20 protein-coding genes and 2 tRNA genes are annotated in these 22,921 nt (G+C 40.5%); 10 read left to right on the top strand and 12 right to left on the bottom strand.

What is annotated here, in order from left to right:
* Positions 1–67: 67 nt before the first annotated feature.
* The 4 genes from FTV03_RS12120 to FTV03_RS12105 form a co-directional block, all read right to left on the bottom strand.
* Positions 68–1,030 carry a TauD/TfdA family dioxygenase gene (locus FTV03_RS12120; protein WP_180041541.1) on the bottom strand — a complete coding sequence of 321 codons (963 nt, stop codon included), beginning with the start codon at positions 1,028–1,030 and terminating at the stop codon, positions 68–70.
* A gap of 247 nt (positions 1,031–1,277) precedes the next feature.
* Positions 1,278–1,682: a nucleoside diphosphate kinase regulator gene (gene rnk / locus FTV03_RS12115; protein WP_180004206.1), complete on the bottom strand. Its 405-nt coding sequence runs from the start codon at positions 1,680–1,682 to the stop codon at positions 1,278–1,280.
* Positions 1,683–1,842: 160 nt separating this feature from the next.
* Entirely contained in the window at positions 1,843–3,096 is a 1,254-nt protein-coding gene (gene glyA, locus FTV03_RS12110; protein WP_180041540.1) for a serine hydroxymethyltransferase, read from the bottom strand.
* Between the two features lie 156 nt (positions 3,097–3,252).
* Complete coding sequence (locus FTV03_RS12105) at positions 3,253–4,476, bottom strand: alpha/beta fold hydrolase (RefSeq protein ID WP_180041539.1); 1,224 nt, start codon at positions 4,474–4,476, stop codon at positions 3,253–3,255.
* 242 nt (positions 4,477–4,718) lie between these two features.
* On the opposite strand from FTV03_RS12105, the gene FTV03_RS12100 reads away from it, so the two are divergent.
* From FTV03_RS12100 to FTV03_RS12080, 5 genes are all read left to right on the top strand, one after another.
* Positions 4,719–5,012 (top strand): hypothetical protein, encoded by a 294-nt coding sequence (locus FTV03_RS12100; RefSeq protein ID WP_180041538.1) that lies wholly within the window; start codon positions 4,719–4,721, stop codon positions 5,010–5,012.
* A gap of 89 nt (positions 5,013–5,101) precedes the next feature.
* Positions 5,102–5,800, top strand: a complete 699-nt coding sequence (locus FTV03_RS12095; protein ID WP_180041537.1) for a 3'-5' exonuclease — start codon at positions 5,102–5,104, stop codon at positions 5,798–5,800.
* A gap of 88 nt (positions 5,801–5,888) precedes the next feature.
* Positions 5,889–6,635: a hypothetical protein gene (locus FTV03_RS12090; RefSeq protein WP_180026806.1), complete on the top strand. Its 747-nt coding sequence runs from the start codon at positions 5,889–5,891 to the stop codon at positions 6,633–6,635.
* A gap of 217 nt (positions 6,636–6,852) precedes the next feature.
* On the top strand, positions 6,853–7,209 hold the full coding sequence (locus FTV03_RS12085; RefSeq protein ID WP_180004202.1) for a hypothetical protein: 357 nt from the start codon (positions 6,853–6,855) through the stop codon (positions 7,207–7,209).
* A gap of 166 nt (positions 7,210–7,375) precedes the next feature.
* A complete protein-coding gene (locus tag FTV03_RS12080) occupies positions 7,376–7,669 on the top strand; it encodes a hypothetical protein (protein WP_180004201.1) in 294 nt (97 codons plus the stop codon).
* Between the two features lie 55 nt (positions 7,670–7,724).
* Here the strand turns inward: FTV03_RS12080 and FTV03_RS12075 are convergent, their stop codons facing one another.
* The 7 genes from FTV03_RS12075 to lldP form a co-directional block, all read right to left on the bottom strand.
* Positions 7,725–7,937 carry a hypothetical protein gene (locus FTV03_RS12075; RefSeq protein ID WP_078189132.1) on the bottom strand — a complete coding sequence of 71 codons (213 nt, stop codon included), beginning with the start codon at positions 7,935–7,937 and terminating at the stop codon, positions 7,725–7,727.
* A 704-nt stretch (positions 7,938–8,641) separates the two neighbouring features.
* A tRNA-Ser gene (locus FTV03_RS12070) sits at positions 8,642–8,731 on the bottom strand.
* A gap of 87 nt (positions 8,732–8,818) precedes the next feature.
* On the bottom strand, positions 8,819–10,855 hold the full coding sequence (locus tag FTV03_RS12065; protein WP_180041536.1) for an NADPH-dependent 2,4-dienoyl-CoA reductase: 2,037 nt from the start codon (positions 10,853–10,855) through the stop codon (positions 8,819–8,821).
* 181 nt (positions 10,856–11,036) lie between these two features.
* A complete protein-coding gene (gene dld, locus FTV03_RS12060) occupies positions 11,037–12,734 on the bottom strand; it encodes a D-lactate dehydrogenase (protein WP_180041535.1) in 1,698 nt (565 codons plus the stop codon).
* A gap of 327 nt (positions 12,735–13,061) precedes the next feature.
* Positions 13,062–14,216 carry an FMN-dependent L-lactate dehydrogenase LldD gene (gene lldD, locus FTV03_RS12055; RefSeq protein WP_180041534.1) on the bottom strand — a complete coding sequence of 385 codons (1,155 nt, stop codon included), beginning with the start codon at positions 14,214–14,216 and terminating at the stop codon, positions 13,062–13,064.
* Between the two features lie 2 nt (positions 14,217–14,218).
* Positions 14,219–14,962, bottom strand: coding sequence for a transcriptional regulator LldR (gene lldR, locus FTV03_RS12050; protein WP_180041533.1), 744 nt, complete (start codon positions 14,960–14,962; stop codon positions 14,219–14,221).
* Positions 14,963–14,994: 32 nt separating this feature from the next.
* Entirely contained in the window at positions 14,995–16,662 is a 1,668-nt protein-coding gene (gene lldP / locus FTV03_RS12045) for an L-lactate permease (RefSeq protein ID WP_180041532.1), read from the bottom strand.
* Between the two features lie 618 nt (positions 16,663–17,280).
* Here lldP and argG point away from each other — a divergent pair.
* Positions 17,281–18,624, top strand: coding sequence for an argininosuccinate synthase (gene argG, locus FTV03_RS12040; RefSeq protein ID WP_078189146.1), 1,344 nt, complete (start codon positions 17,281–17,283; stop codon positions 18,622–18,624).
* 82 nt (positions 18,625–18,706) lie between these two features.
* On the opposite strand, the gene FTV03_RS12035 is transcribed toward argG, so the two are convergent.
* Positions 18,707–19,963: a diguanylate cyclase gene (locus tag FTV03_RS12035; RefSeq protein WP_180004192.1), complete on the bottom strand. Its 1,257-nt coding sequence runs from the start codon at positions 19,961–19,963 to the stop codon at positions 18,707–18,709.
* A gap of 152 nt (positions 19,964–20,115) precedes the next feature.
* On the opposite strand from FTV03_RS12035, the gene pyrC reads away from it, so the two are divergent.
* The 4 genes from pyrC to FTV03_RS12015 all read left to right on the top strand — a co-directional run bounded on the left by pyrC (position 20,116) and on the right by FTV03_RS12015 (position 22,797).
* A complete protein-coding gene (gene pyrC, locus FTV03_RS12030) occupies positions 20,116–21,150 on the top strand; it encodes a dihydroorotase (protein ID WP_111885770.1) in 1,035 nt (344 codons plus the stop codon).
* Complete coding sequence (gene rnt, locus FTV03_RS12025) at positions 21,135–21,794, top strand: ribonuclease T (protein WP_180041531.1); 660 nt, start codon at positions 21,135–21,137, stop codon at positions 21,792–21,794. The genes pyrC and rnt overlap by 16 nt, the downstream gene beginning before the upstream one ends.
* 20 nt (positions 21,795–21,814) lie before the next feature.
* Positions 21,815–21,890 (top strand) — tRNA-Glu (locus FTV03_RS12020).
* Positions 21,891–22,095: 205 nt separating this feature from the next.
* The gene (locus FTV03_RS12015; protein WP_180041530.1) at positions 22,096–22,797 is read left to right on the top strand and encodes a Plug domain-containing protein; all 702 of its coding nucleotides are present in this window, start codon (positions 22,096–22,098) and stop codon (positions 22,795–22,797) included.
* The last annotated feature ends 124 nt before the right edge of the window (positions 22,798–22,921 follow it).

The following is a 22,921-nucleotide window of genomic DNA, read 5'->3' as shown; positions in this document are numbered from 1 at the left end:
AATGTAAAACCATTGTTTTTCGCATTATTTATCTATTTTTGTGCTGTTTTAAATGACGCTCTAATACTTAAGATGCTTTCTCATAAATACGGCCTGCTTCTGAACGCAAGTTTGAAATGTCCGTGTTTTGTATATTCTTCAACACAGTACTCGGCTGACCATTTACATCGACAGGTACATCACCCTCAATGGTGACACGTGAGGCGATACGTAACTCATCACCATAGTCATTGATGGCACGATGCTGCGTTGCACGATTGTCCCAAATGGCAACATCACCAACCGCCCAGCGCCAACGCACAATATTTTCCCATTGCACGATTTGCTCTTGAAACAGTTCAAATAAACGACGTGACTGTACCGGACTATACCCACTGAAGCGTTTAAAGAAGTGACCTAAAACCAAACTTTTTTCACCTGTTTCAGGATGTACACGCACCAATGGATGCTCGGTTTCCACTTCTACCGCGGTACGGAATAAATGGCGATCTTCTTCATTGTACTGACCTTTGGGAGTCGCATAGTCATAACTGTTGCTATGCACAGCGCGTAATTGTTCCGCCAACTTTTGTAGCTCCGGACTTAAATCTTCATAAGCCGTCACGGTATTGGCCCAAACTGTATCGCCACCATGTTCAGGTGCAACTACATTTCTTAAAATTGTGGCTTTAGGATAATTGGGCAAAAACGTAATATCGGTATGCCACGAATCTGCGCGCCCACCACGTGAGTCAATTGACAACGTATGTGCTGTACCATCTTTGAGTGGCACACTTGGGTGATTCAACGGATTTCCTAAAAGTCGTGCAAAGGCTTCTTGTTCTAAATCGGTGAGATCTTGCTGTCCACGTACAAATACAACTTTATATTTTAATAGTGCATGATTAAATTCATCGACCACGCTTTTGTCTAAATTTCCAGACAACTGAATGCCAGAAATTTCGGCACCAATACGACCTGTTACAGGTTTTACTTCAATATGCTGATATTGATAGTCCGGATTGTAATGATTCGATTCTAATTGTGTCATAGGGCTCTACCTTATTCTTCAAATTATTAAGCAACGATGGTGTGGTTGAAATACAGTGTGCCGACTTCGTGCCCATGACTCTGTCAATTCTTTGACAGTTTTCCCAAGTTAAACTGCTATGGTTGTGATGAAATCTGCTTAACAACTTTTGCCGATTTCATATCTAAAAATGCGATATCGAAAAATAAAAAAAGCCATCAATATCGATGGCTTTGTGTGTAGATTTTATCTGTATATCGCTGCGGAATTATAAATAATCCCCTTCACGCTCAGGTTGATAAAGCACTTTAATGATTTTGACTTTCATGGAGTGACCATCAGGCTGCGGCCATTCTATTTCCTGCCCTTCAGCCAAACCTAAAATGGCAGCGCCCACTGGAGCCAAAACATTGACTTGGCCTTTATCGCCACGAAAATCATGCGGATAAACCAATGTAATTTCGGTTGCTTCTGTCGCAGGTGCAATATTAATGAGAACCTTGGCGTTCATACTCACCACATTGGCAGGGACATCTTGTGGAGCAACCACTTCAGCGCGCGCCATCTCATCTTCCAAATGCTCCATCGTCGGCGTCAACTTAGACTGATGCTCCAACATGGTTTCTAAGCGATGTAAATCTTGTTCTGAAAGAATAATATTGGGTTTTTTCATATAAAGTTCCTTTGCGACCTTGCCAACAGATCTATAGCGATGGGCAAATTTTTTGTTATCTCTTATTCCGTTATATCAGAAATATAAATGTTTAGATAACTTTTGAATTTTTCTGATGACATAAAAAAAGCCCCCTTGAGGGGGCTTTCTCAAGTCAGACTTATTTTGCGTAAACTGGGAATTTAGCGCAAACAGCAGCAACTTTTTCTTTCACTGTAGCAATCACAGCTTCGTCACCTTTGCTGTCTAGAACGTCAGCGATCCAGCCTGCAAGGTCACGTACTTCAGCTTCACCAAAACCACGTGTTGTTACAGCAGGAGTACCGATACGGATACCAGAAGTCACGAATGGAGAACGTGGATCGTTTGGTACTGAGTTTTTGTTCACAGTAATGTGAGCAGCACCTAACCAAGCATCGGCATCTTTACCAGTAATGTCTTGTTTAATTAAAGACAATAAGAACAAATGGTTCTTAGTACCGCCAGAAACAACATCATAACCACGAGCGATTAATACTTCAGCCATTGCTTGCGCATTCTTAACAACTTGTTGTTGGTAAGCTTTATATTCAGGCGCCATTGCTTCTTTGAAGCAGATCGCTTTAGCCGCTACAGCGTGAACTAAAGGACCACCTTGGTTACCTGGGAATACAGCTGATTGTAATTTTTTCTCGATTTCTTCATTTGCTTTCGCAAGAATTAAACCAGAACGTGGACCACGAAGTGTTTTATGTGTAGTCGTTGTAGTTACGTCAGCAATTTGTACTGGGCTTGGGTAAACACCAGCAGCAACAAGACCAGCTACGTGAGCCATATCTACGAATAAGTAAGCACCAACTTTGTCCGCGATATCTCGGAAACGTTGCCAATCAACAACTTGGCTATACGCAGAGAAACCAGCCACGATCATTTTTGGCTTGTGTTCTTCAGCTAAACGTTCAACTTCTTCATAGTCGATTTCGCCAGTTTCTGGGTTCAAACCGTATTGAATTGCGTTGTAAGTTTTACCAGAGAAACTAACTTTAGCACCGTGAGTCAAGTGACCACCGTGAGCCAAGCTCATACCTAAAACTGTATCGCCTGGGTTAAGTAGCGCAAGGTAAACTGCAGAGTTTGCTTGTGAGCCAGCGTGTGGTTGAACATTTGCATAATCAGCACCAAACAATTCTTTAGCACGGTCAATGGCCAATTGTTCGATCACGTCTACATACTCGCAACCGCCATAGTAGCGTTTACCAGGGTAGCCTTCTGCATATTTGTTAGTAAGTTTTGAACCTTGAGCTTCCATTACTGCAGGTGAACAGTAGTTTTCTGAAGCGATTAACTCAATGTGCGCTTCTTGGCGAGCATCTTCATTCGAGATCGCTTGAGCTAATTCAGGGTCAAATTGAGCAATAGAGGTGTTGGCAAACATTAGCGAGGTCCTATTAAATTAGGGCTTTTAAGCCGTGCTAAGATTGGCGCGTATTGTAGCATGAAGTTTTAGAAATAAGAGAGGGAAGTTTGTGCTGTTTTTAAATAAATAATGCCCGTGTTGAATCTGCACGAGCACTATTTAAGTCAAATCAACTTATTGATTTGGCATGAGAGTCTCTACATCTTGCACAAAATTTGCCAGATTATCGGTATAAATACTGATATGATCTGCTGTCGCTTGCTCACGGTAGTCAATCGATGTTCCCGGCTTAGCAAGGCTAATCATAAATTTAGTCGCATCTGCTGGAATGGTCTGATCGGCTTTACCTTGATAAATGATGATCGGCGTTTTCACCGCTGTCGTTAAAGGCTGTGAACCTTCACTCATAAAGTTTTGGATTGGCTTTAAAGTTAAGAAATCAGACTGCATGCGTCCATAGTTATCCAAAGTCGTGTTCTGACTCGCATAACTGAGCATGTCATCTTGAATTAACTTGGTTAACTCACCTGAACACACTGTTTCAGCCTGAGGTGCAATCGCAGCCAAATGTCCACTAAATACTTTTGAATAATCCACACTGTTTTTATGCCCTTGCATACCCGCAATAATCTGCGCAGTAAAACTGTCTAAAGGTGCATAAATCATACTTTGCACAGTTGCAGGTTTACCTTCCGCTAACTTCTCGCCTGCGTCAAGAATGAGCGCAAGATTATTTGCAGGTGCTATGGCAATCGTTCCCTTATAGTTTAAGTCAGCACGCGATGCGAATTCAGCTGCACCTAACACGGCTTGACCACCTTGAGAATGCCCGATTGACACCCAATCCTTCGACACCGTTTTACCTTGGCTGGTTAAATAACTTCGAGCAGCGACAACGGCATCGGTAATCGAAAAGGCTTCACTTTTTAGATTCAGATAAGGATGGTTTTCACGTCCACTAGGTTCCCCTAATCCTTCATAATCGGGTGCCACAACGACATAACCCTTTGCCAATAACATTTGCAATAAATATTCAGTGCCTTGCAAACCTTGTCGGCTCGGAGCGCATTTATCAGCCACACCGGTCGTTCCATGTGCCCAAGCCACAATTTTCCAACCACCTGCCGGAGCAACAGTTTTTGGGGTAAAGACTAAGGCTGTGGCTTGAACAACTTTGCCATCTACTCCTAGCATTTTATAGGTCATCAAACGGCTGTCTGCACTCACAGCAGACATATTGTCTTGACTATAGGCGGTTGTAGTTACCACTGGATTTTTGATCTGATTGAGATCAGCGTTTGTTTCAGGGTTACTAAATTGTTGGTCATTACTATCATTACCGCAGGCTGCTAAAAATAGCGCACTGCTGACTAAAACCGTTAAACGCAGCATTTTCATTCCATGATCATTTTGTTTGTTGTTTTAAAGTCAATTTTTCATTGAATATGAATCATTAAATACATGGAACAAACTTTTGTTCAAGCCTAATTTTTAAGCAACTACTCTTATTTTAATATACTAAAATAACCTTGAATTAACACTTTGTTTTAACTTGATATTAATCAACAGTATCCGAATACATCAGCCACCCCGATCTCAGAAAAATGGCTGAACTTATATTTCTGATCATTGGATACAGATTGGGCTATTTTTCGGAGGTTAAAGCAAAATGTAAAATCAACAAAAATGCTGTACCCCCTGCCAACTACACAAACATATGCACAAAAGTAAAGCCGAAAAACCACCATGCCATTGATCGTGAACATACTCTAGTGCTTAATCCACTTAGCGACATTTTTGGATATCAAGATGGACAAAAGCCTTTAAAACAAGTCGATTTAGAAGATGGTTTAGCTTTATCCCGCTGTAAAGGTTTTATTTCGGCAGATGCGATAAAAGCAGATTATTTAAACACTGCGCAGCCATCTTCATAATATTCCTACAAATAATCACAGCATGGGTTTGTCAGTATGGATGTGATCATGTACATTCATAAACATTATTCAACATGCTGGAACTGGACATGCAAGCCATCATTCTCGACACAGAAACCCATACACTAAATGGACAACCCATCGAGATTGCCTATGCTCCAATTCAGGTGGCAGATACCAAAATCACCTTAGATAAATCTAAAATTTTTGATCAACTATATCGTTGTGATGAAGCTATTTCTTTTGCAGCGATGGCTGTACATCATATTTTAGAATCAGATCTTGAAGGTCAGCCCCACTACAGCAGTTTTGAACTCCCATCAGAGACGACATATATCATTGGGCATAATATCGACTACGATATTCGAGCGCTCGAAAAATGCGGTGTAGATAGTTCAAAAATCAAAGCCATTTGTACCCTTGCGCTAGCTCGTCGTGTTTGGCCTGATGCAGAAGCGCATAATATTTCTGCCTTGATATATATGATCACCAAAGGCAGTGAAAAAGCCCGTGAAATGATCCGTAAAGCTCACCGCGCAGATATGGATATTATTTTAACTGCCAATATTTTGATGCATATTGTGCATCACTTAAAAATCAACAGCATCGAAGAATTATACGAAGCTTCGGAAGATGCACGCATTCCACGCAGTATTAATTTTGGTAAACACCGTGGTACTGCAATTGCTGAATTACCTGCGGACTATGTGCAATGGCTATTACGTCAAGATGACTTAGACCCGTACCTACGTAAAGCTTTAGAAAATTCTGCTGTCATTACTTTATAAATCATTGATTATTTAATATTTTCTTAATATTACTGTCATTATTACTGCATAGGATTGCCTTAATTCTTTTGAGCTATGGAATTAAGGCATGTTCAACTATCAAAAAACTGAGCTGGGTTTTCAAACATTAAAAGACCGACAGCTCGCATTAAATGCAAGACAACGTCGTCTGCTACTCTTAATTGGTACTGATGACTTTAACCAAATGCCTGTGCATTATCAGCAGCGCATTGCTGAAGTGACATTGCTTGAGCAACTAATGGAACTTGGGCTGATTCAGCCAATTACAGCACATGATCATCTACGCCTTCAAAGCTCAGATTTTTCTGCTTTTAATACTCCTAAAAAAGCGCCTAGCAATACGTCCGATCTCAATACCTTTAGCCTTGCATCCGATTTCACAGCGCAAGAACATGTGACTTTTAATGAACTTTCAATGCCTACAATGGAAGTTCCTCAGACTCAGACTCAGCACGCACTGACGAACAACCTACCAATGGAGGCGATGGGCTCTACACCCCATCAACTCCCACAAGCCATACCTGAAAACATAACATCAAACAACCCTGTATTAGCAGAACAAATCATTGATTTCATCGAGCATGATTTTGATGAGTTACAGAGCTTTATGTGCAGTTACTTACAGCGTTATTGTGGGCTGATGGCAAAAAAATTAATGCTTAATATTCAACAGGCCACGGACATTGCAGAATTAAAAGCCTGTCAGATGCAATGGATCACCTGTCTAAATGAATCCAATATTCAACCTAAACTCTTACAACATGCATTACAGCAAATTAATTACAGTATAAAAAATCTGCAACAACTGGTTTGACTTAGAGACTTTTCCTCACTTCTCATTCAAAAAACAACTTAATGAGGTGAGTTATTTTTCAAACATATCAATATAAGAAATTGAATTATATTAACTTTATTGATTTACTTATTTCTTTTATGGTTTTAACTGCTGTTTTATACGACCTTCCCCTAATGTCAATCAACAGTAAAAAATCGCAAGAATAAAACCGACCTCCTAGCGTTTGAGCATGTCAATGTCACAACAGTTTTGTTTAGAATTTGATTCTTTCGATAATCCTATGCAACTCAGCAAAATTGGCAATTGGGTATTTACCTTCTTAACCTCACAAGACGAATTGCCTAATGTTCAATTGGCCATTACCTATGTCATGCCACGAAAAATTAGTGATGAATTACAGCCTAGACGTGTGGTCATTCAAAATACAGCCATTGAAACAATTTGGCGTATAGAACAAGTTGAATGCTTCAACAGCCAAACGAACCAAGAACTCACCTTTACAGCAGCGGAACCTCAAGCTCAAATGGTTTTAAACACTATCATTGAAGAATTTGCTCGCTATGATGTCCCGCTTGTATTCAAGCCTCTTTAATTTAAAGCGACTTTCAACTTATTTTGCATAAAGACTCAAGCTGTCTCAATGATTTAACCAAAGTTACCTAGACAGACATTAAATGAAAAATAATCCATACAGATTAATATTGCTCAATTCGTATACACTATTCCTGCTCAATAATTTTTGACCACGGATAATAAAAATGAACTTAGCCAATTATTCTAATGATCAGGCACTCATCCTTTTCAACCTATATAGCAGCCTAGAACAATGTCTAGATGCGATTGGACATTTGCACCTTGGACCAAAACTGGTGCTGACCGACCATGATGTATCAAAAGATCATATGATCGTACAACGTTTTCAAGCTGGTGTTTTAACTCAAGAAATTCAAGTGCGTAAACAAGACGTTGAACTGTCTTCTAGCAACCCGATGACACGCTATCAGTTACTGTCTTATATTTTGAATCAATTTAAAGCAGATCAAATAGCTTAAAGTTCTATCTCTAAAAAAAAACTCACCATTAAGGTGAGTTTTTTATTCATTCAATTTAAGCTTCTAAAAGCTTGTAAATACTGTCCGATTTTTGACTTTCAAAAAGTAATTCGATACTGGGTAGGATGATTTCACCTGCAATAATGATATGTTCAATGCGATGAAACAGCGCTCTTGAATCTTCTTCTGAAGGATTACGCACCAAAGCTTGTGCTTCATAAACCTGACTAAATTGGTCCTTCACTTTAATATCGATCATCTGTGTCATAGTGACGTCTCTACTTGTTTTAATAATTGAATTGTTTATATCACACCTTTACGCAACAACCTGCTTTGTAAATGTTAGATTTCATGGCAATGTAAACTTATTTTACTTTAGTAAATATATATCAATAACATAGATTGACTATTTAATTATTGTTTGACAAAAACACTATATTTTCACATTTTGAAAGACATTAAAAAGCCCGCATTGCTGCGGGCTCTATGTTGGAAGGCTAGTGCTGATTTCTTGTCTGTAATATTCAAAAACATCTTAAACATTACTAAACTCAACGAGCTGTCATTGATCCGTCCAACTTATTGGTAGCGTCGTTTTATGACCTACCGTGATTTAAATATAGCACTTTCAATTCTCTTGCCAAGCCTTGCTAACACTTCAAAACAATTGATCAAATAAAATACAATTGATATTTTTTCAAAATAAGCGATCATAGCTCTGCCCAATGCTTGTGAAAGATTTAAATAAATAGGCCATTAAAAATAAATTCTACACTATCAATCTATAAACATTCTTTTCTCTTACTTTTAATTCTACCTTTGACAACCCTTGTATTAATTTCTGACTTGAATTTTAAGTCTGATATCCATTTTTAGCATTGCTTAAAAATACTAATGAATAAGATTGCCGTCTCAAATTAAAATCTAAGACAAAAAAAAGCCCTTGTATCACTACAGGGGCTTTTTTGAATTTGGCGGAAGCGGTGAGATTCGAACTCACGGAGGACTCGCGCCCTCGTCGGTTTTCAAGACCGGTGCATTAAACCGCTCTGCCACGCTTCCATGTGCGCCATAATACGGAGGTTTTATTCATCTGACAAGTAAAAATTACAACTAAACCTTTCAAATGAATATTGTTTCGCCAAATCCTTAAAGTTTAGCCGCAAGCTCCGCACCTTCACGTATTGCGCGTTTCGCATCTAACTCTGCTGCTAGTTTTGCGCCACCAATAATATGGTAATTGGCAAGGGTTTTCTCACCCTGTTCTGGCATCAAATGCTTCACCGATTCCTGACCTGCACAGACAACAATCGTATCTACACGTAATAATTGATCATGCCCTGCATGTTCAACCCAAAGCCCTTCATCACTAATGGCTTTGTATTGAACACCACGCAGCATACGAACCGCATTTTTCTTTAATTGTGCACGGTGTACCCAACCTGATGTTTTGCCTAACCCTGCACCGAGTGCAGTTGTTTTACGTTGTAATAAGTAGATTTCACGAACAGGAGGTTCGATCTCAGCAGCCTGCATACCGCCTTCTGTTACATAGTTCGGATTTGGATCGACACCCCACTCTCGCTGCCAATCCGCTAAAGGCATTGGTTGTGGCTGATGTGGTGGTTTGAGTAAAAATTCAGATACATCAAAGCCAATGCCGCCTGCACCAATCACAGCAACTTTATTGCCCACAGCTGCGCCTTTCAGCACTTCTGCATAAGACAAAACATTCGGTGCATCACTACCTTCGATTTTCAAGCTGCGAGGAACTACACCTGTTGCAATAACAACTTCCTCAAACCCTTCACGTTCAAGTTGCTCACGGTTTACGCGCGTATTTAAACGCAAATCCACACCCGTTTTTTCGATTTGAACTTTAAAGTAGCGAATCGTTTCGTGAAATTCTTCTTTACCGGGAACGACTTTTGCCAAGTTAAATTGACCACCCACCTCTGCACTAGCTTCAAATAAAGTCACGGCATGACCTCGGCTTGCCGCTACCGTTGCAGCAGACATACCTGCCACGCCACCACCGACGACTGCAATACGCTTCGGTTTTTTGGTTTTTAAATAAACCAATTCTGTTTCATATGCCGCTCGTGGATTGACCAAACACGTCGCACGCTGATTTTTAAAAGTATGATCTAAACAGGCTTGGTTACAGGCAATACACGTATTAATTTCATCGACACGATTGGTCGCAGTTTTATTCACCCAAAATGGATCTGCCAAGAATGGACGTGCCATTTGCACCATATCTGCCTTGCCTGAAGCCAAAATTTCTTCAGCTGTATCTGGCATATTGATACGGTTTGACGCAATGACAGGTATCGCAACATGTTTTTTGACTTCAGCGGTATAATCCACAAATGCTGCGCGAGGCACTGAGGTCACAATTGTCGGAATACGTGCTTCATGCCAACCAATCCCCGTGTTCAACAACGTCACACCTGCTGCTTCCAACGCTTTGGCAACAGTAATGACTTCTGCCATAGTGTTCCCATCATGAACCAAATCAAGCAATGACAAACGGAAGCAGATAATAAATTTCTCACCCACTTCAGCACGTATCGATTTCACAATATCAACTGCAAGGCGCATACGATTTTCAATTTCACCGCCCCAACGGTCTGTCCGTTGGTTGACATGACGGCTTAAAAACTGATTCAGCAAGTAGCCTTCTGACCCCATAATTTCAACACCATCATAGCCGGCCTTATGTGCAAGGCTTGCAGTTTTGACATAATCATCAATGGTTGAAAGAATTTGTTTGTCCGTTAATTGACGTGGTTTAAAAGGTGAAATCGGAGATTTAATCGGACTTGCTGACACTGCAAAAGGCTGATAGCCATAACGCCCAGCATGCAAGATTTGCATTAAAATTTTGGCGCCATGTTTATGTACGGCATGGGTCACCAAGCGATGTGGAGCGATATCACCTAACGTATTCATGGTACCGCCAGCAGGTAACAGCCAACCTTGACGGTTTGGCGAGATACCGCCTGTAATAATCAGGCCGACACCACCTTTCGCACGCTCACCAAAATAAGCTGCAAGCTTAGGATAATTATAAAAACGATCTTCTAGCCCACTATGCATGGACCCCATCACGACACGGTTTTTAATCGTGGTAAAACCCAAATGTAAAGGCTTTAAAATATTTGCATAGCTAGTCGTTGTCATGCTGAATCCTTATTTTGGCTTTGCAACTTGTTGCATAACACTTTAGCGTTTTTTTTATATTTTGGGATGACAATTTAGAAAATATTCTTCGCCTTTATGGTCAATACCGTGTTACGCATAAATTATTCACTCATAAAAAAGCCGTGAACTTTCACATCACGGCATGTTGTTTTTAAAAGCATTATTTCCAATGTTTCAGCTTACTGGTTTGTCCAATCCCGACATTAAAACTATTAGTCGGATCCAGTTTTTGATAATGATTTTTTAATGCAGGCTTAGCCACATATAAATGTCCAACATTGTGTTCCGCAGGATATTCAGCACCACGATCATCGAGTAAATGCCACATTGCATGTTCCATTGCCAAAGGATCTACACCTTTTTTCACAATATAATCTTGATGAAAAACATGACAGAGAAAATGTCCATAATAGAGTTTATGGATAATTTGCTCATCCATGGCGTTCGGCAAAGTTTCCACCCATTCACGATCATTGCGACGTAATGCAATATCCAATGCAACAATGTCTTCCACTTCTGAACGATGCGTATCACGATATCGAATGGCAGCACCCGCCACCGCAAAACGATGTAAAAATGCCTTGCGTCCTTCTTCATCCGTACATTTAAAATAATTGCCTGACGTTCTATCTAAAAAATACCTTTTCAAATACTGATCAACTTGATCAACATCCTGATTTTCAATACGAATCATCAAATGATGTTCATATAAATCACGAAACTCATTCATACGTTTTGGCAGATGATTCGGCATAAATTTAGTGACGAGTTGTAAAACTTTATCCGATAAACCTTGCAAACCCAGTTTTTCTAAATAGCCATCGACTTTATCTTTCATGGCAAAAGCAGCAGGAACTTTTGCGGTGCCAAATTTTTCGATAAATACAAAAGAATCTTTACCGTATTCAGCCCCAATATCGTATGCCACGCGATGAATGTACTCACCTGCAATCGGGAGGCGTGCAAGATCTTTTAGTAGAAAACGACGAATTTCTGTTAAATCATCTTGTGAATTGGTTCCCACATAAAACACCTGACTAGGAATTTTTTCAAAGGTATCTAAACGTACGGCAAAGACGCAGACTTTACCCGCTGAACCTGATGCTTCAAATAGTCGACTCGGATCTGCATTAAAACGTGCAGGTGTATTTTCATCGACTTGTTTAACATCATGTGAGTAGCGTTGATCTGATGCACAGCAACTTGAATTATTCACAATGTCATTGATTTGATATTTTTTATTTTCTAGCGCTGTGAGGATTTCTTCAGGCGTATTGCCAAGATTGACACCTAAATGATTGATCAGCTCCAATTCACCTGACTCATTCACTCGTGCATACAGTGCAAGCTCTGTATAGGCAGGACCGCGGCGCACCAAAGCACCCCCTGAGTTATTGCACACGCCGCCCAAAACCGATGCCCCAATACACGAAGAACCAATCACCGAATGAGGTTCACGATTAAATGGCACCAAATCTTTTTCAAGCTTGTCTAATGTCGCACCCGGTAGACAAATGACTTGTTGACCATTATTAATCACCTGAATGCCAACCAAACGACGCGTGCTGATCAGAACCACAGGACGGTCATAGTCATCACCAAAAGGCGTTGAACCACCTGTCAAACCAGTATTGGCGGCCTGCATAATCACAATACAATTTGCATCTACAGCTGCTTGCAGTACGTGCCATTGCTCAAGTAATGAGCCCGGTGCAACAACAGCCAGTACTTTCCCTGCACCGTAACGACGACCTTGGCGGTATAAACGTGTATCTTTATCGTCAGTTAAAACGTGTTGTTTACCAACAATAGTTATGAGCTTTTGAATAGTTTGCGGTGGAGATAATTGAGTTTGCATAAGGAGTTTTCCTATTCCAAATTTTAATTAAGGAATAATGTTTATTTATTCATTTAACTTCTTATATTCGAATTCAAAGTGCAAAGATAAATTCCATATTTGAAATCCCCCTATATCCCCCTTTTCCAAAGGGGGACTTTTCTTTTACCTAGATCAATTCAAGTAAAAACAAGCCCCTCCGTTTACAAAGGGAGAGTATTGCAAATTTTACAATCAATTAATTTGCAACATTCCCCTCTTTTATAAAGAGGGGTTAGGGGAGATTTACATTGTGAATTAAAACAACTTCACACTATCCATTTTCATACAATAGAAATTATTAAAAACTTACTCAGCCAACTCTTTCTCTAACTTCACCAAACAATCAGATGTAATATCTGCAATGGTTTTCGCGCCCGTTAAAGTCATGGCAACACGCATTTCTTTATCAATCAGTTCTAAAAGATTTGAAACGCCCGCTCCACCCGCAGCACCTAATGCGTAAACAAAAGCACGACCGAGCATACAGGTGTCCGCACCCAACGCCAGCATACGTACCACGTCTAAACCATTACGAATACCCGAATCCGCGAGGATTTTAATATCACCCTTGACTGCATCTGCAATTGGTGGAAGCGCACGTGCAGAAGATAAAACGCCATCCAGCTGACGACCACCGTGGTTTGAAACCACAATCCCATCTGCACCAAAACGCACTGCATCTTTGGCATCTTCAGGATCCAAAATTCCTTTAATGACCATCGGGCCATCCCAAAATTCACGAATCCACTCAAGATCTTTCCATGAAATTGATGGGTCAAAGTTATTACCCAACCAGCCGATATAATCTTCTAAACCTGTTGGTTTGCCCAAGTATTTAGAAATATTCCCTAAGTCATGCGGACGACCTAATAAACCCACATTCCACGCCCAGTGTGGGTGGAAACACGACTGCATATAGCGGCGCATGGCAGCATTTGGGCCGCTCATCCCCGAGTGTGCATCACGGTAACGTGCGCCCGGAACAGGCATATCCACGGTAAAAACCAGAGTTGAACAGCCTGCAGCTTTGGCACGTTCTAAGGCATTTTTCATAAAGCCACGGTCACGTAGCACATATAACTGAAACCACATGGGACGCTGAATCGCTGGCGCCACCTCTTCAATAGGACATACTGAAACGGTAGACAGCGTAAATGGAATGCCCTTTTTATCTGCAGCAACGGCTGCTTGAACTTCGCCGCGGCGTGCATACATCCCTGTTAAACCCACAGGTGATAAAGCCACAGGCATCGATAAGGTTTCATTAAACAGTTGGGTTTCTAGACTCAGCTGTGACATGTCATTCAGCACACGTTGACGCAACGCTATTTTTGATAAATCTTCTACATTACGCTTTAAGGTATATTCGGCATACGCCCCGCCATCGATGTAATGAAATAAAAATGGCGGTAAACGACGACGTGCCGCTTCACGGTAGTCATTGGCAGAAGAAATAATCATGCTTATATCCTGTTTAATCGACTGGCGCGCTGACGACGAGCTTCTTCTTCATCAATCATGCGCACCTGTTGTACTACAAACTCAATGTGTCCACAGACTGCTTTACGTGCAGCTTCAGGATCACGACGTTCAATTGCATTCATGACTTGAAAATGCTGATCATGCAATTGATCAAATCGGTGTGCTTCGCTATAAACTTTTCGACGACCTAAAACGACATTAAATTGCAACAGATCAAATAGACCACGCATCATCTGAATCAACACTAAATTGTGTGAAGCTTCAGCAATCGCCAAATGAAATTTGGCATCTGCACGCGCTGCTTCATCGTCATTGCCTAAAGCCTGAAAATGATTGATCTGATCATAATAATGTCGGATATGTACCAAGTCCTCTGCTGTAGCACGTTGTGCCGCATACCATGCAGTACCACCTTCCAAAATAATGCGCGCCTCTTGCACATCAAAACGGTAGGCAGGGTCTTCACTAATCAAACTGCTGATGGGCTGCACAATTTGATAACTCGACCAAGTCGCTGGTAATTGCTTTAAAAAAGTCCCTGCACCGACTTTACTGACCAACACGCCCATGCTGGTCAATTGAGAAATCGCTTCGCGTAAAGAGGTGCGTGAGACGCCAAGTTGTTCACACAATTTCCGTTCAGCAGGCAGACGATCTCCAACTTGCATATTGCTTTGTTCAATCAATACACGAAGACTTTGAACAGTTTTATCAGAGACTTTCATCTGCTTTCCTTAACGTTGTTACACAATTCGTGTTATGGAATCATCCAAGGGAACACATAAGCTTGTAGGGTGATTAAAATCCCCATCATGATTGTGAACGTTATACTGTGTTTTACGGTAAAACGGAATAAATCCGACTCTTTACCTACCAACCCGACTGCCGCACATGCAATTGCAATTGACTGTGGTGAAATCATTTTCCCTGTCACACCGCCACTGGTATTAGCAGCAACGAGTAATACTTCTGGCACACCGATTTGTTGTGCAGTAGTCGCCTGCAATGCTGCAAATAGCGCATTGGCTGACGTATCTGAACCCGTGAGGAATACACCAAGCCATCCTAAAAATGGCGAGAAGAAGGTAAAGGCTTGACCTGTATGTGCAAGGGCCAAAGCCAAGGTCGAAGACATACCTGAATAGTTGGCGATAAAAGCAAAAGACAACACCATCCCAATCGAATAAATTGGAATTTTTAATTCATTAATGGTTTCACCAAAGGTCACAATCGCGTCTTTCGGCTTCATTTTTAAGAAAATAATGGTAATGATCGCAGCAATGACAATTGCTGTACCTGTTGCCGAAAACCAATCAAATTTATAGATGGCATCGTAGTCCTTCATTTCAGGTACGACTGGCGGCATCTTTTGAACCAATTGATGTAAAAATGGCACTTTGATCGAAATAACCAAATCATGTAAGGCACCGTCTTTAGTAAATAAATCTTTAAACGGTTTAATACTCCAGATCGTAACCATCACCGTTAAGATCGCAAATGGCGACCATGCTTTTGCAATTTGACCCAAGCTATATTTTTGCTGTTTTTGTGCAGCAACATCTTCACTCATCGCCGCATCTTGATCTGCAAAGCGGAAAATATGTTTAGGCTGCCAATATTTAAATAAAATCGTTAATGACACTAAAGACGCAATCGCCGCAGTAATATCTGGTAATTCAGGACCGACAAAGTTCGACGTTAGGTACTGTGCAATCGCAAAGCTACTCGCGCCAACCACAACTGCAGGCCAAGTTTCCTTCACACCGCGCCAACCATCCATAATCGCCATAATCCAAAACAGTACAATCGGTACCATAAATGGCAACTGTCGACCAACCATCTGACTGATTTCCATCGTATCAACACCAGACACTTGCCCAGCAACGATAATTGGAATACCCATCGCACCAAAAGCCACTGGCGCTGTATTTACGATCAGACAAAGACCTGCCGCATATAAAGGCTTAAAGCCTAAACCTACCAATAGTGCTGCAGTAATCGCCACAGGGGCACCAAAGCCCGCCGCACCTTCGAGGAAAGTACCGAAAGCAAAGCCAACTAACAGCATCTGTAATCGTTGATCTTCAGTAATGGAAAGAATCGAAGAACGGATGATGTCAAACTGCCCTGTTTTGACTGAAATTTTATACAGGAACACCGCACCAATAATGATCCATGCAATTGGCCATAAACCATAGAAGAAACCATAGACCATCGAAGCCAATGCCATAAGCGCAGGCATGTCATAGGCAAATAAAGACACCAAAAGTGCCAGTACAACGGTGATCGTACCTGCCACACTGCCTTTTAAACGAAATACAGCAAGCGCCAAGAAAAAAAAGATAATCGGAATGAGCGCAATTAAACTTGATATCCATATATTCCCCATTGGGTCATATATTTGCTGCCATTGAAGCATTGTCATCTCCTTGAAATGCTTACTAAGATTTAATTATTGAGCAATATCAGCATGTGGTCTTTTCACATTGGTATGACCAATATAAAAATCAAAGACATAAAAACTCATACTATTGCTGAAATACTCCGCAATTTTTAATTATTTCAACTCAATCATTCAAGCTTTTCTTGTTTTTGGTATGACCAATATAAAATACAAAAACATTATTTTTCCGTTTAAAAACCTCCATATCAACTTTTAAATATCTGTTTTGTATTTATTATTTACAACTAAACTTTATAAAATATACTTTAGTCTAATAACCACGCTTTGTTTGACCTCAGTCTCATTTCAATGAAAAGTATAAAAACCAAATCAATACCATATTGGTATGACCATTTATTTAAATCAAATAGATTTCTTTATATGTGCAACCTATTTCTTTCAGAAAATGCCTTTTCCGCCCGCAAAAACTGGATGAAGTATTCATCAATAGATTTCAACGATCATTTTTTTCTACCTCATCGCTTGTATCTCATGATTTTTTAGAAAAACCCTGCAGAAAAGTGCTACAATCGGGCACATATATGTATTCTTTCAGGCCACCCATTCTCGGTGCCTATATTTATATCGTTAGGATTAACAATGACTGATAATGCAACTATCTTGCAGAATGTCCCAGTTGGCAAAAAAGTTGGTATTGCCTTCTCTGGTGGTCTAGATACTTCAGCTGCGCTTTTGTGGATGAAACAAAAAGGTGCAGAACCTTATGCTTACACAGCAAACTTAGGTCAACCTGATGAAGACGACTACGATGCGATTCCAAAAAAAGCGGAGGCGTATGGCGCAGTTAAAGCTCGCTTAGTTGATTGTCGTTTACAACTTGCTTTAGAAGGTATTGCGGCTATTCAATGTGGCGCTTTCCACATTTCAACTGGTGGTATGCCTTATTTCAACACGACTCCTCTTGGTCGTGCAGTTACAGGTACGATGCTTGTAACCGCAATGAAAGAAGATGACGTAAACATCTGGGGTGACGGTTCGACTTATAAAGGTAACGACATTGAACGTTTCTATCGTTATGGTCTGTTGACTAACCCATCGCTAAAAATTTACAAACCTTGGTTAGACCAAACTTTCATTGACGAGCTAGGCGGCCGTGCAGAAATGTCACAGTTCCTGATCGACAATGGTTTTGACTACAAAATGTCAAAAGAGAAAGCGTACTCAACTGACTCAAACATGTTAGGTGCGACTCACGAAGCAAAAGATCTTGAATACCTTAATGCGGGTATCAAAATCGTAGACCCAATCATGGGCGTTGCGTTCTGGAAAGATGACGTAGAAGTAAAAGCTGAAGAAGTTTCTGTAACTTTCGAAGAAGGCTTCCCTGTTGCATTAAATGGCAAACGCATCGAAAACCCAGTTGAGTTCATTCTTGAAGCTAACCGTATCGGTGGTCGTCATGGTCTAGGTATGTCTGACCAAATCGAAAACCGTATCATTGAAGCAAAATCTCGTGGTATCTACGAAGCTCCGGGTATGGCACTTCTTCATATCGCTTATGAACGTTTAGTGACTGGTATTCATAACGAAGACACCATCGAACAATACCGTATTAACGGTCTGCGTTTAGGTCGTCTTCTTTACCAAGGTCGTTGGTTCGATTCTCAATCATTAATGCTTCGTGAAACTGCGCAGCGTTGGGTTGCTAAAGCAATCACTGGTACTGTGACTTTAGAACTTCGTCGTGGTAATGACTACACTATTCTAAACACTGAATCTCCTAACCTCACTTATGAAGCTGAGCGTTTAACTATGGAGAAAGGTGACTCTATGTTTAGTCCTGCTGACCGTATCGGTCAATTGACTATGCGTAACCTGGATATCACAGATACTCGCGCTAAATTAGGTATCTACACAAACTCTGGCTTACTTGCAGTAGGTACAGGTTCTGCAGTGCCTCAATTAAAAGACAAAAACAAATAAGATTTGTTGAGTCATAAAAAACCGCGCATTTTGCGCGGTTTTTTATTGCCGATTTCAGAGAAGTTCTCAATTTTATTAAACATTAAGCCACATGTGCTGAACGAATCGACTGATAGTAAATTTGATTCCGGCCTAATTGTTTCGCACGATACAACGCCTGATCGGCAATATTTAACAGTTCATCCTTCGTCATATTTTCAGCACGATATACCGTAATACCCAAACTAATAGTGACGTGATTTGAAACCTGTGATTTGGCATGTGGAATTTCTAAACGATCGATTGCTTTATAAATATTTGACGCTACCGCATAAGCACCATGCGCATCGGTTTCAGGCAATAAAACCACAAATTCTTCACCACCATATCGCGCTACAAAATCCATATGTCGAATGGCATTTTTAATGGTTTTGGCAATGGTTGAAATTACATCATCGCCTTTTTGATGACCGTAGAAATCGTTATAGTTTTTAAAATGATCAACATCGATAAATAGCACAGCAAGCGAGGTGTTATTACGTCGAGATTGCTCATAAAAGGTATCAAGCATTTCATCAAAAGTACGTCGGTTTGAAATCTTGGTTAATTCATCATGCTGACTTAAATGTAAAAGCTCTGTGGTATGAATACGATGGATTTTTTCACTAATATCCGCGCGCAGCATATTCAAAAATATCATCCGTTCACGCGCACAGAGCATCTTACTGATTGCAAAACCCAATACACAGCTTCCAATCAGTACACGCCCCAACACCATCACATCAAATTTCACTTCTAATGAAAAAAGCATCAACATGGTGACCACAGCAGCCAACAATCCAGACATCAACATTTGGACCGGTTTTACCCCCGTCAAAATATAGCTCAAGATGTAAATCATACAAAGGATCATCATGGCCTGATGTTTAAGTGCTTCGGTATACACGGTCATGGTGAGCCAAGACATTGAAATAACAGCCCAAAACACTACAAACATACTGGCATGTGAAAAATAAGGCTTCAGACGGTCGTAACGGGCAAAGGTATATAAAGCCAAAAGACACAGCGCACCATTGAGCTGACCAAGCAAACAACGAATAAAATCATGCACAAAATGCTGTTGATTAATTATCCAGTAATCTCCGGGAATGATCAGCATCGTGAGCACAAAGTAGATCAACACTCCCATCCAAAAAAAATGACGTATGTTGGTTTGTGCACGATCGAGACTTAAAGTCCAAAATTGAGTTTCCAGTTTTTTAGGAAACATTTCCCCTACACGACGAGTTTGCCGTGTAATCAGTTCCTCTATTTTTTCTTTATCGTATTGCAACTTTGCAAGGTTATACTTGTATTCCATTTCCAAGCATTTATCTAATTTTTTTAGTCATTTAAAAATACCACAGTTTTTATTCTTTATTTATATCTGTTCAGTCATTTGTACATAAATCTCGTTACCATTTTCACATTATTTGCATTATCATTTGTTTTATTTCCAAGCTTGGAATCGCTGTGAATACGATTACTCTTCTTCAGCCAGATGATTGGCATGCACATTTACGTGACGGTCTAGCCCTAAAGCGTACAGTTCCTGATTTAGCACAACAATTCTCTCGCGCGATTTGTATGCCAAACACCGTACCACCGGTAAAAACCGTTGAAGAAGCAAATGCATACCGTGAACGTATCATGGCACATGTTCCTGAAGGCGTTCACTTTGACCCGCGCATGGTGCTCTATTTCACAGACAACACACCTGCAAGTGAAGTTAAAAAAATTAAAGAATCTGAGCATGTTAATGCCATTAAGCTCTATCCAGCAGGTGCAACCACGAACTCGGACAGTGGTGTCAGTGACATTAGTAAAGTATATGGTGTGATTGAGCAGCTCGAAGAACACCAAGTACCATTACTGTTACATGGTGAAGTGACGCATAACCATGTCGATATTTTTGACCGTGAAAAACGTTTCCTAGATGAAGTGCTATCTCCACTGTTAAAACAGTTCCCTAAATTAAAATTGGTACTAGAACACATCACCACCAGTGAAGCTGCGCATTTTGTATTAGAACAAGACCGTAATGTCGCTGCGACAATCACACCACAACATTTATTATTTAACCGTAATGATATGTTGGTGGGTGGTATTAAACCGCATTTCTATTGCTTACCGATTTTAAAACGTCAAACCCATCAGCAAACTTTGCTCGAAGTCGCGACCAGTGCGAACCCTAAATTTTTCTTAGGTACAGACAGTGCGCCGCACTCAAAAAATGCTAAAGAAAATGCATGTGGCTGTGCAGGATGTTATAGTGCACCAACAGCAATTGAGCTATACGCTCAAGCATTTGATCAAGTCGGTAAAATCGACCGTTTAGAAGGTTTTGCAAGCCACTTTGGTGCAGACTTCTACGGACTCCCTCGAAATACCAATACCATTACCTTGGTAAAAGAAGATCAAGTGATCCCTGAAAGTTTAGACTACTTGGATGGCGAAAAAATTATTCCGTTGTATGCGGGTAAGACCATCCAATGGAGAAAAGTGTGACAGATGAAACTCGACCAGTCATTGGTCAACGTTTCCGTGGATTCTTACCTGTTGTAGTCGATGTCGAAACAGCAGGTTTTAATTCACAGACCGATGCCTTACTGGAAATAGCAGCTATTCCTATTGTGTATGATGCAGAAGGTAATTTTGTACCGGGTGAAGCCCACCATGCACATATCAATCCGTTTGAAGGTGCCAACCTTGACCGTCGTTCACTGGATTTTATTGGTGTAGATCCATTTAATCCGATGCGTATGGCCATGGCTGAAGATGAGAAATCAGCATTAAAACGTATTTTTAAGTCAGTGAATGAAGTACGTCGTCAACAAAACTGCACTCATGCTGTTTTAGTTGGTCACAATGCCCATTTTGATTTAGGGTTTGTACAGGCAGCTATTGCACGTACAGGGACAAAAAATCAAAATCCTTTCCATAGTTTTTCCGTATTCGATACAGTGACTTTGAGCGCTGTAATGTTTGGACAAACTGTGCTGGCAAAATCATGTATTCAAGCAGGTATTGAGTTTGATGGTAAAGAAGCACACTCTGCACTTTACGATACTCAGAAGACCGCAGAACTGTTCTGTTATATTTTGAACAAACTCGGCCCTCGCCTACTTGACACTATGATGGCGGATCAATAAGATACCGCCATCTTCTAAACGTCCCTATCGTCTAGAGGCCTAGGACATCGCCCTTTCACGGCGGTAACCGGGGTTCGAATCCCCGTAGGGACGCCAATTTTTATTCAGACTTTCTCCAAGCTGAATATTCAAGTCTATTGAATACACATCACCACCTCTACTGATTAGTTAAAATTTTCATTCACTGAAATCGCTGTGTATTAAAAAAACACCTATTGCAAATAATTCTCATTTCTATTGATTATTTTTGTAAAGTTAATGATAATCGCTATCGTTTTTATCTGCATAATTATTGACAGCCATGCGCTTTGCCTATTCTCCTCTTAATATCGCAATTTTGACTGCTTTAGCATCTCAAGCTTATGCCAATGAAATTGATTCAACTCAAGTTATTCAAAGCAATAACCTCAAAATGACGCCGATTGAAGTTGAAGTCAAAGCCAAACAAGAAGTAGGTAAAACCGTCTACACCAAAGAAGATTTAGAAAAAACGCCGAATAGCTCGAAAAATATCACAGACTTTTTAAAAGTTAATCCAAATGTGCAGTTTAGCCGTGAACAACGTTCTGCAGATTCACAGGCTGAGCTACGATCATCCGAGATTTCTATTAATGGCGCGCAAACTTACCGAAATAAATTTGTAATTAACGGCGTCAATACCACCAATAACATTGACCCTCTGGCAAGTGGCGACTCCTATTCAGGCAAGCTTGATGGTGGCTCACAAGGGATGGCCCTAAATACCGATTTAATTTGTAAATTAGAATTGATCGATAGTAATGTTTCTGCAGCATACGGCGAATTTACAGGTGGTGTAGTTAATGCTGAAACTTGTGCCCCAAATACTGAAATTGGCAAAATCCACGGCTCCCTTACTTACGACTACACGGAAAGTGATTGGTCACGTTATCATTTTACCGATGAAGAAGAAGCTGCAGAGTTTGAAGATCCAACATCATCAAATAATAAAGAATATAAAAAACACGGCCTAAGCCTGAACTGATATACGCTGAATTATCAGGAGACTTTCCCTTGGGAGATTCTAGGCAGCCAACTTATAAAAGTCTTCGGCCATTTGATTTGGTGTCTTAAAACCCAAACCCTTTTGAATTCTTCGATGATTATAA

The organism is Acinetobacter sp. YH12218 (genome assembly GCF_013417925.1).
In the GTDB taxonomy this organism is placed as follows: Bacteria; Pseudomonadota; Gammaproteobacteria; order Pseudomonadales; family Moraxellaceae; genus Acinetobacter; species Acinetobacter amyesii.
Note: the sequence above shows the minus strand (reverse complement) of the source record. Positions and strands in the feature narration are given on the sequence as shown.

Excerpts from the sequence above, each read along its gene's own strand:
- FTV03_RS12120 (WP_180041541.1), bottom strand. The coding sequence starts at position 1,030 with ATGACACAATTAGAATCGAATCATTACAATCCGGACTATCAATATCAG.
- rnk (WP_180004206.1), bottom strand. The coding sequence starts at position 1,682 with ATGAAAAAACCCAATATTATTCTTTCAGAACAAGATTTACATCGCTTA.
- glyA (WP_180041540.1), bottom strand. The coding sequence starts at position 3,096 with ATGTTTGCCAACACCTCTATTGCTCAATTTGACCCTGAATTAGCTCAA.
- FTV03_RS12105 (WP_180041539.1), bottom strand. The coding sequence starts at position 4,476 with ATGAAAATGCTGCGTTTAACGGTTTTAGTCAGCAGTGCGCTATTTTTA.
- FTV03_RS12095 (WP_180041537.1), top strand. The coding sequence starts at position 5,102 with ATGCAAGCCATCATTCTCGACACAGAAACCCATACACTAAATGGACAA.
- FTV03_RS12090 (WP_180026806.1), top strand. The coding sequence starts at position 5,889 with ATGTTCAACTATCAAAAAACTGAGCTGGGTTTTCAAACATTAAAAGAC.
- FTV03_RS12085 (WP_180004202.1), top strand. The coding sequence starts at position 6,853 with ATGTCACAACAGTTTTGTTTAGAATTTGATTCTTTCGATAATCCTATG.
- FTV03_RS12080 (WP_180004201.1), top strand. The coding sequence starts at position 7,376 with ATGAACTTAGCCAATTATTCTAATGATCAGGCACTCATCCTTTTCAAC.
- FTV03_RS12075 (WP_078189132.1), bottom strand. The coding sequence starts at position 7,937 with ATGACACAGATGATCGATATTAAAGTGAAGGACCAATTTAGTCAGGTT.
- FTV03_RS12065 (WP_180041536.1), bottom strand. The coding sequence starts at position 10,855 with ATGACAACGACTAGCTATGCAAATATTTTAAAGCCTTTACATTTGGGT.
- dld (WP_180041535.1), bottom strand. The coding sequence starts at position 12,734 with ATGCAAACTCAATTATCTCCACCGCAAACTATTCAAAAGCTCATAACT.
- lldD (WP_180041534.1), bottom strand. The coding sequence starts at position 14,216 with ATGATTATTTCTTCTGCCAATGACTACCGTGAAGCGGCACGTCGTCGT.
- lldR (WP_180041533.1), bottom strand. The coding sequence starts at position 14,962 with ATGAAAGTCTCTGATAAAACTGTTCAAAGTCTTCGTGTATTGATTGAA.
- lldP (WP_180041532.1), bottom strand. The coding sequence starts at position 16,662 with ATGACAATGCTTCAATGGCAGCAAATATATGACCCAATGGGGAATATA.
- argG (WP_078189146.1), top strand. The coding sequence starts at position 17,281 with ATGACTGATAATGCAACTATCTTGCAGAATGTCCCAGTTGGCAAAAAA.
- FTV03_RS12035 (WP_180004192.1), bottom strand. The coding sequence starts at position 19,963 with ATGGAATACAAGTATAACCTTGCAAAGTTGCAATACGATAAAGAAAAA.
- rnt (WP_180041531.1), top strand. The coding sequence starts at position 21,135 with ATGGAGAAAAGTGTGACAGATGAAACTCGACCAGTCATTGGTCAACGT.
- FTV03_RS12015 (WP_180041530.1), top strand. The coding sequence starts at position 22,096 with ATGCGCTTTGCCTATTCTCCTCTTAATATCGCAATTTTGACTGCTTTA.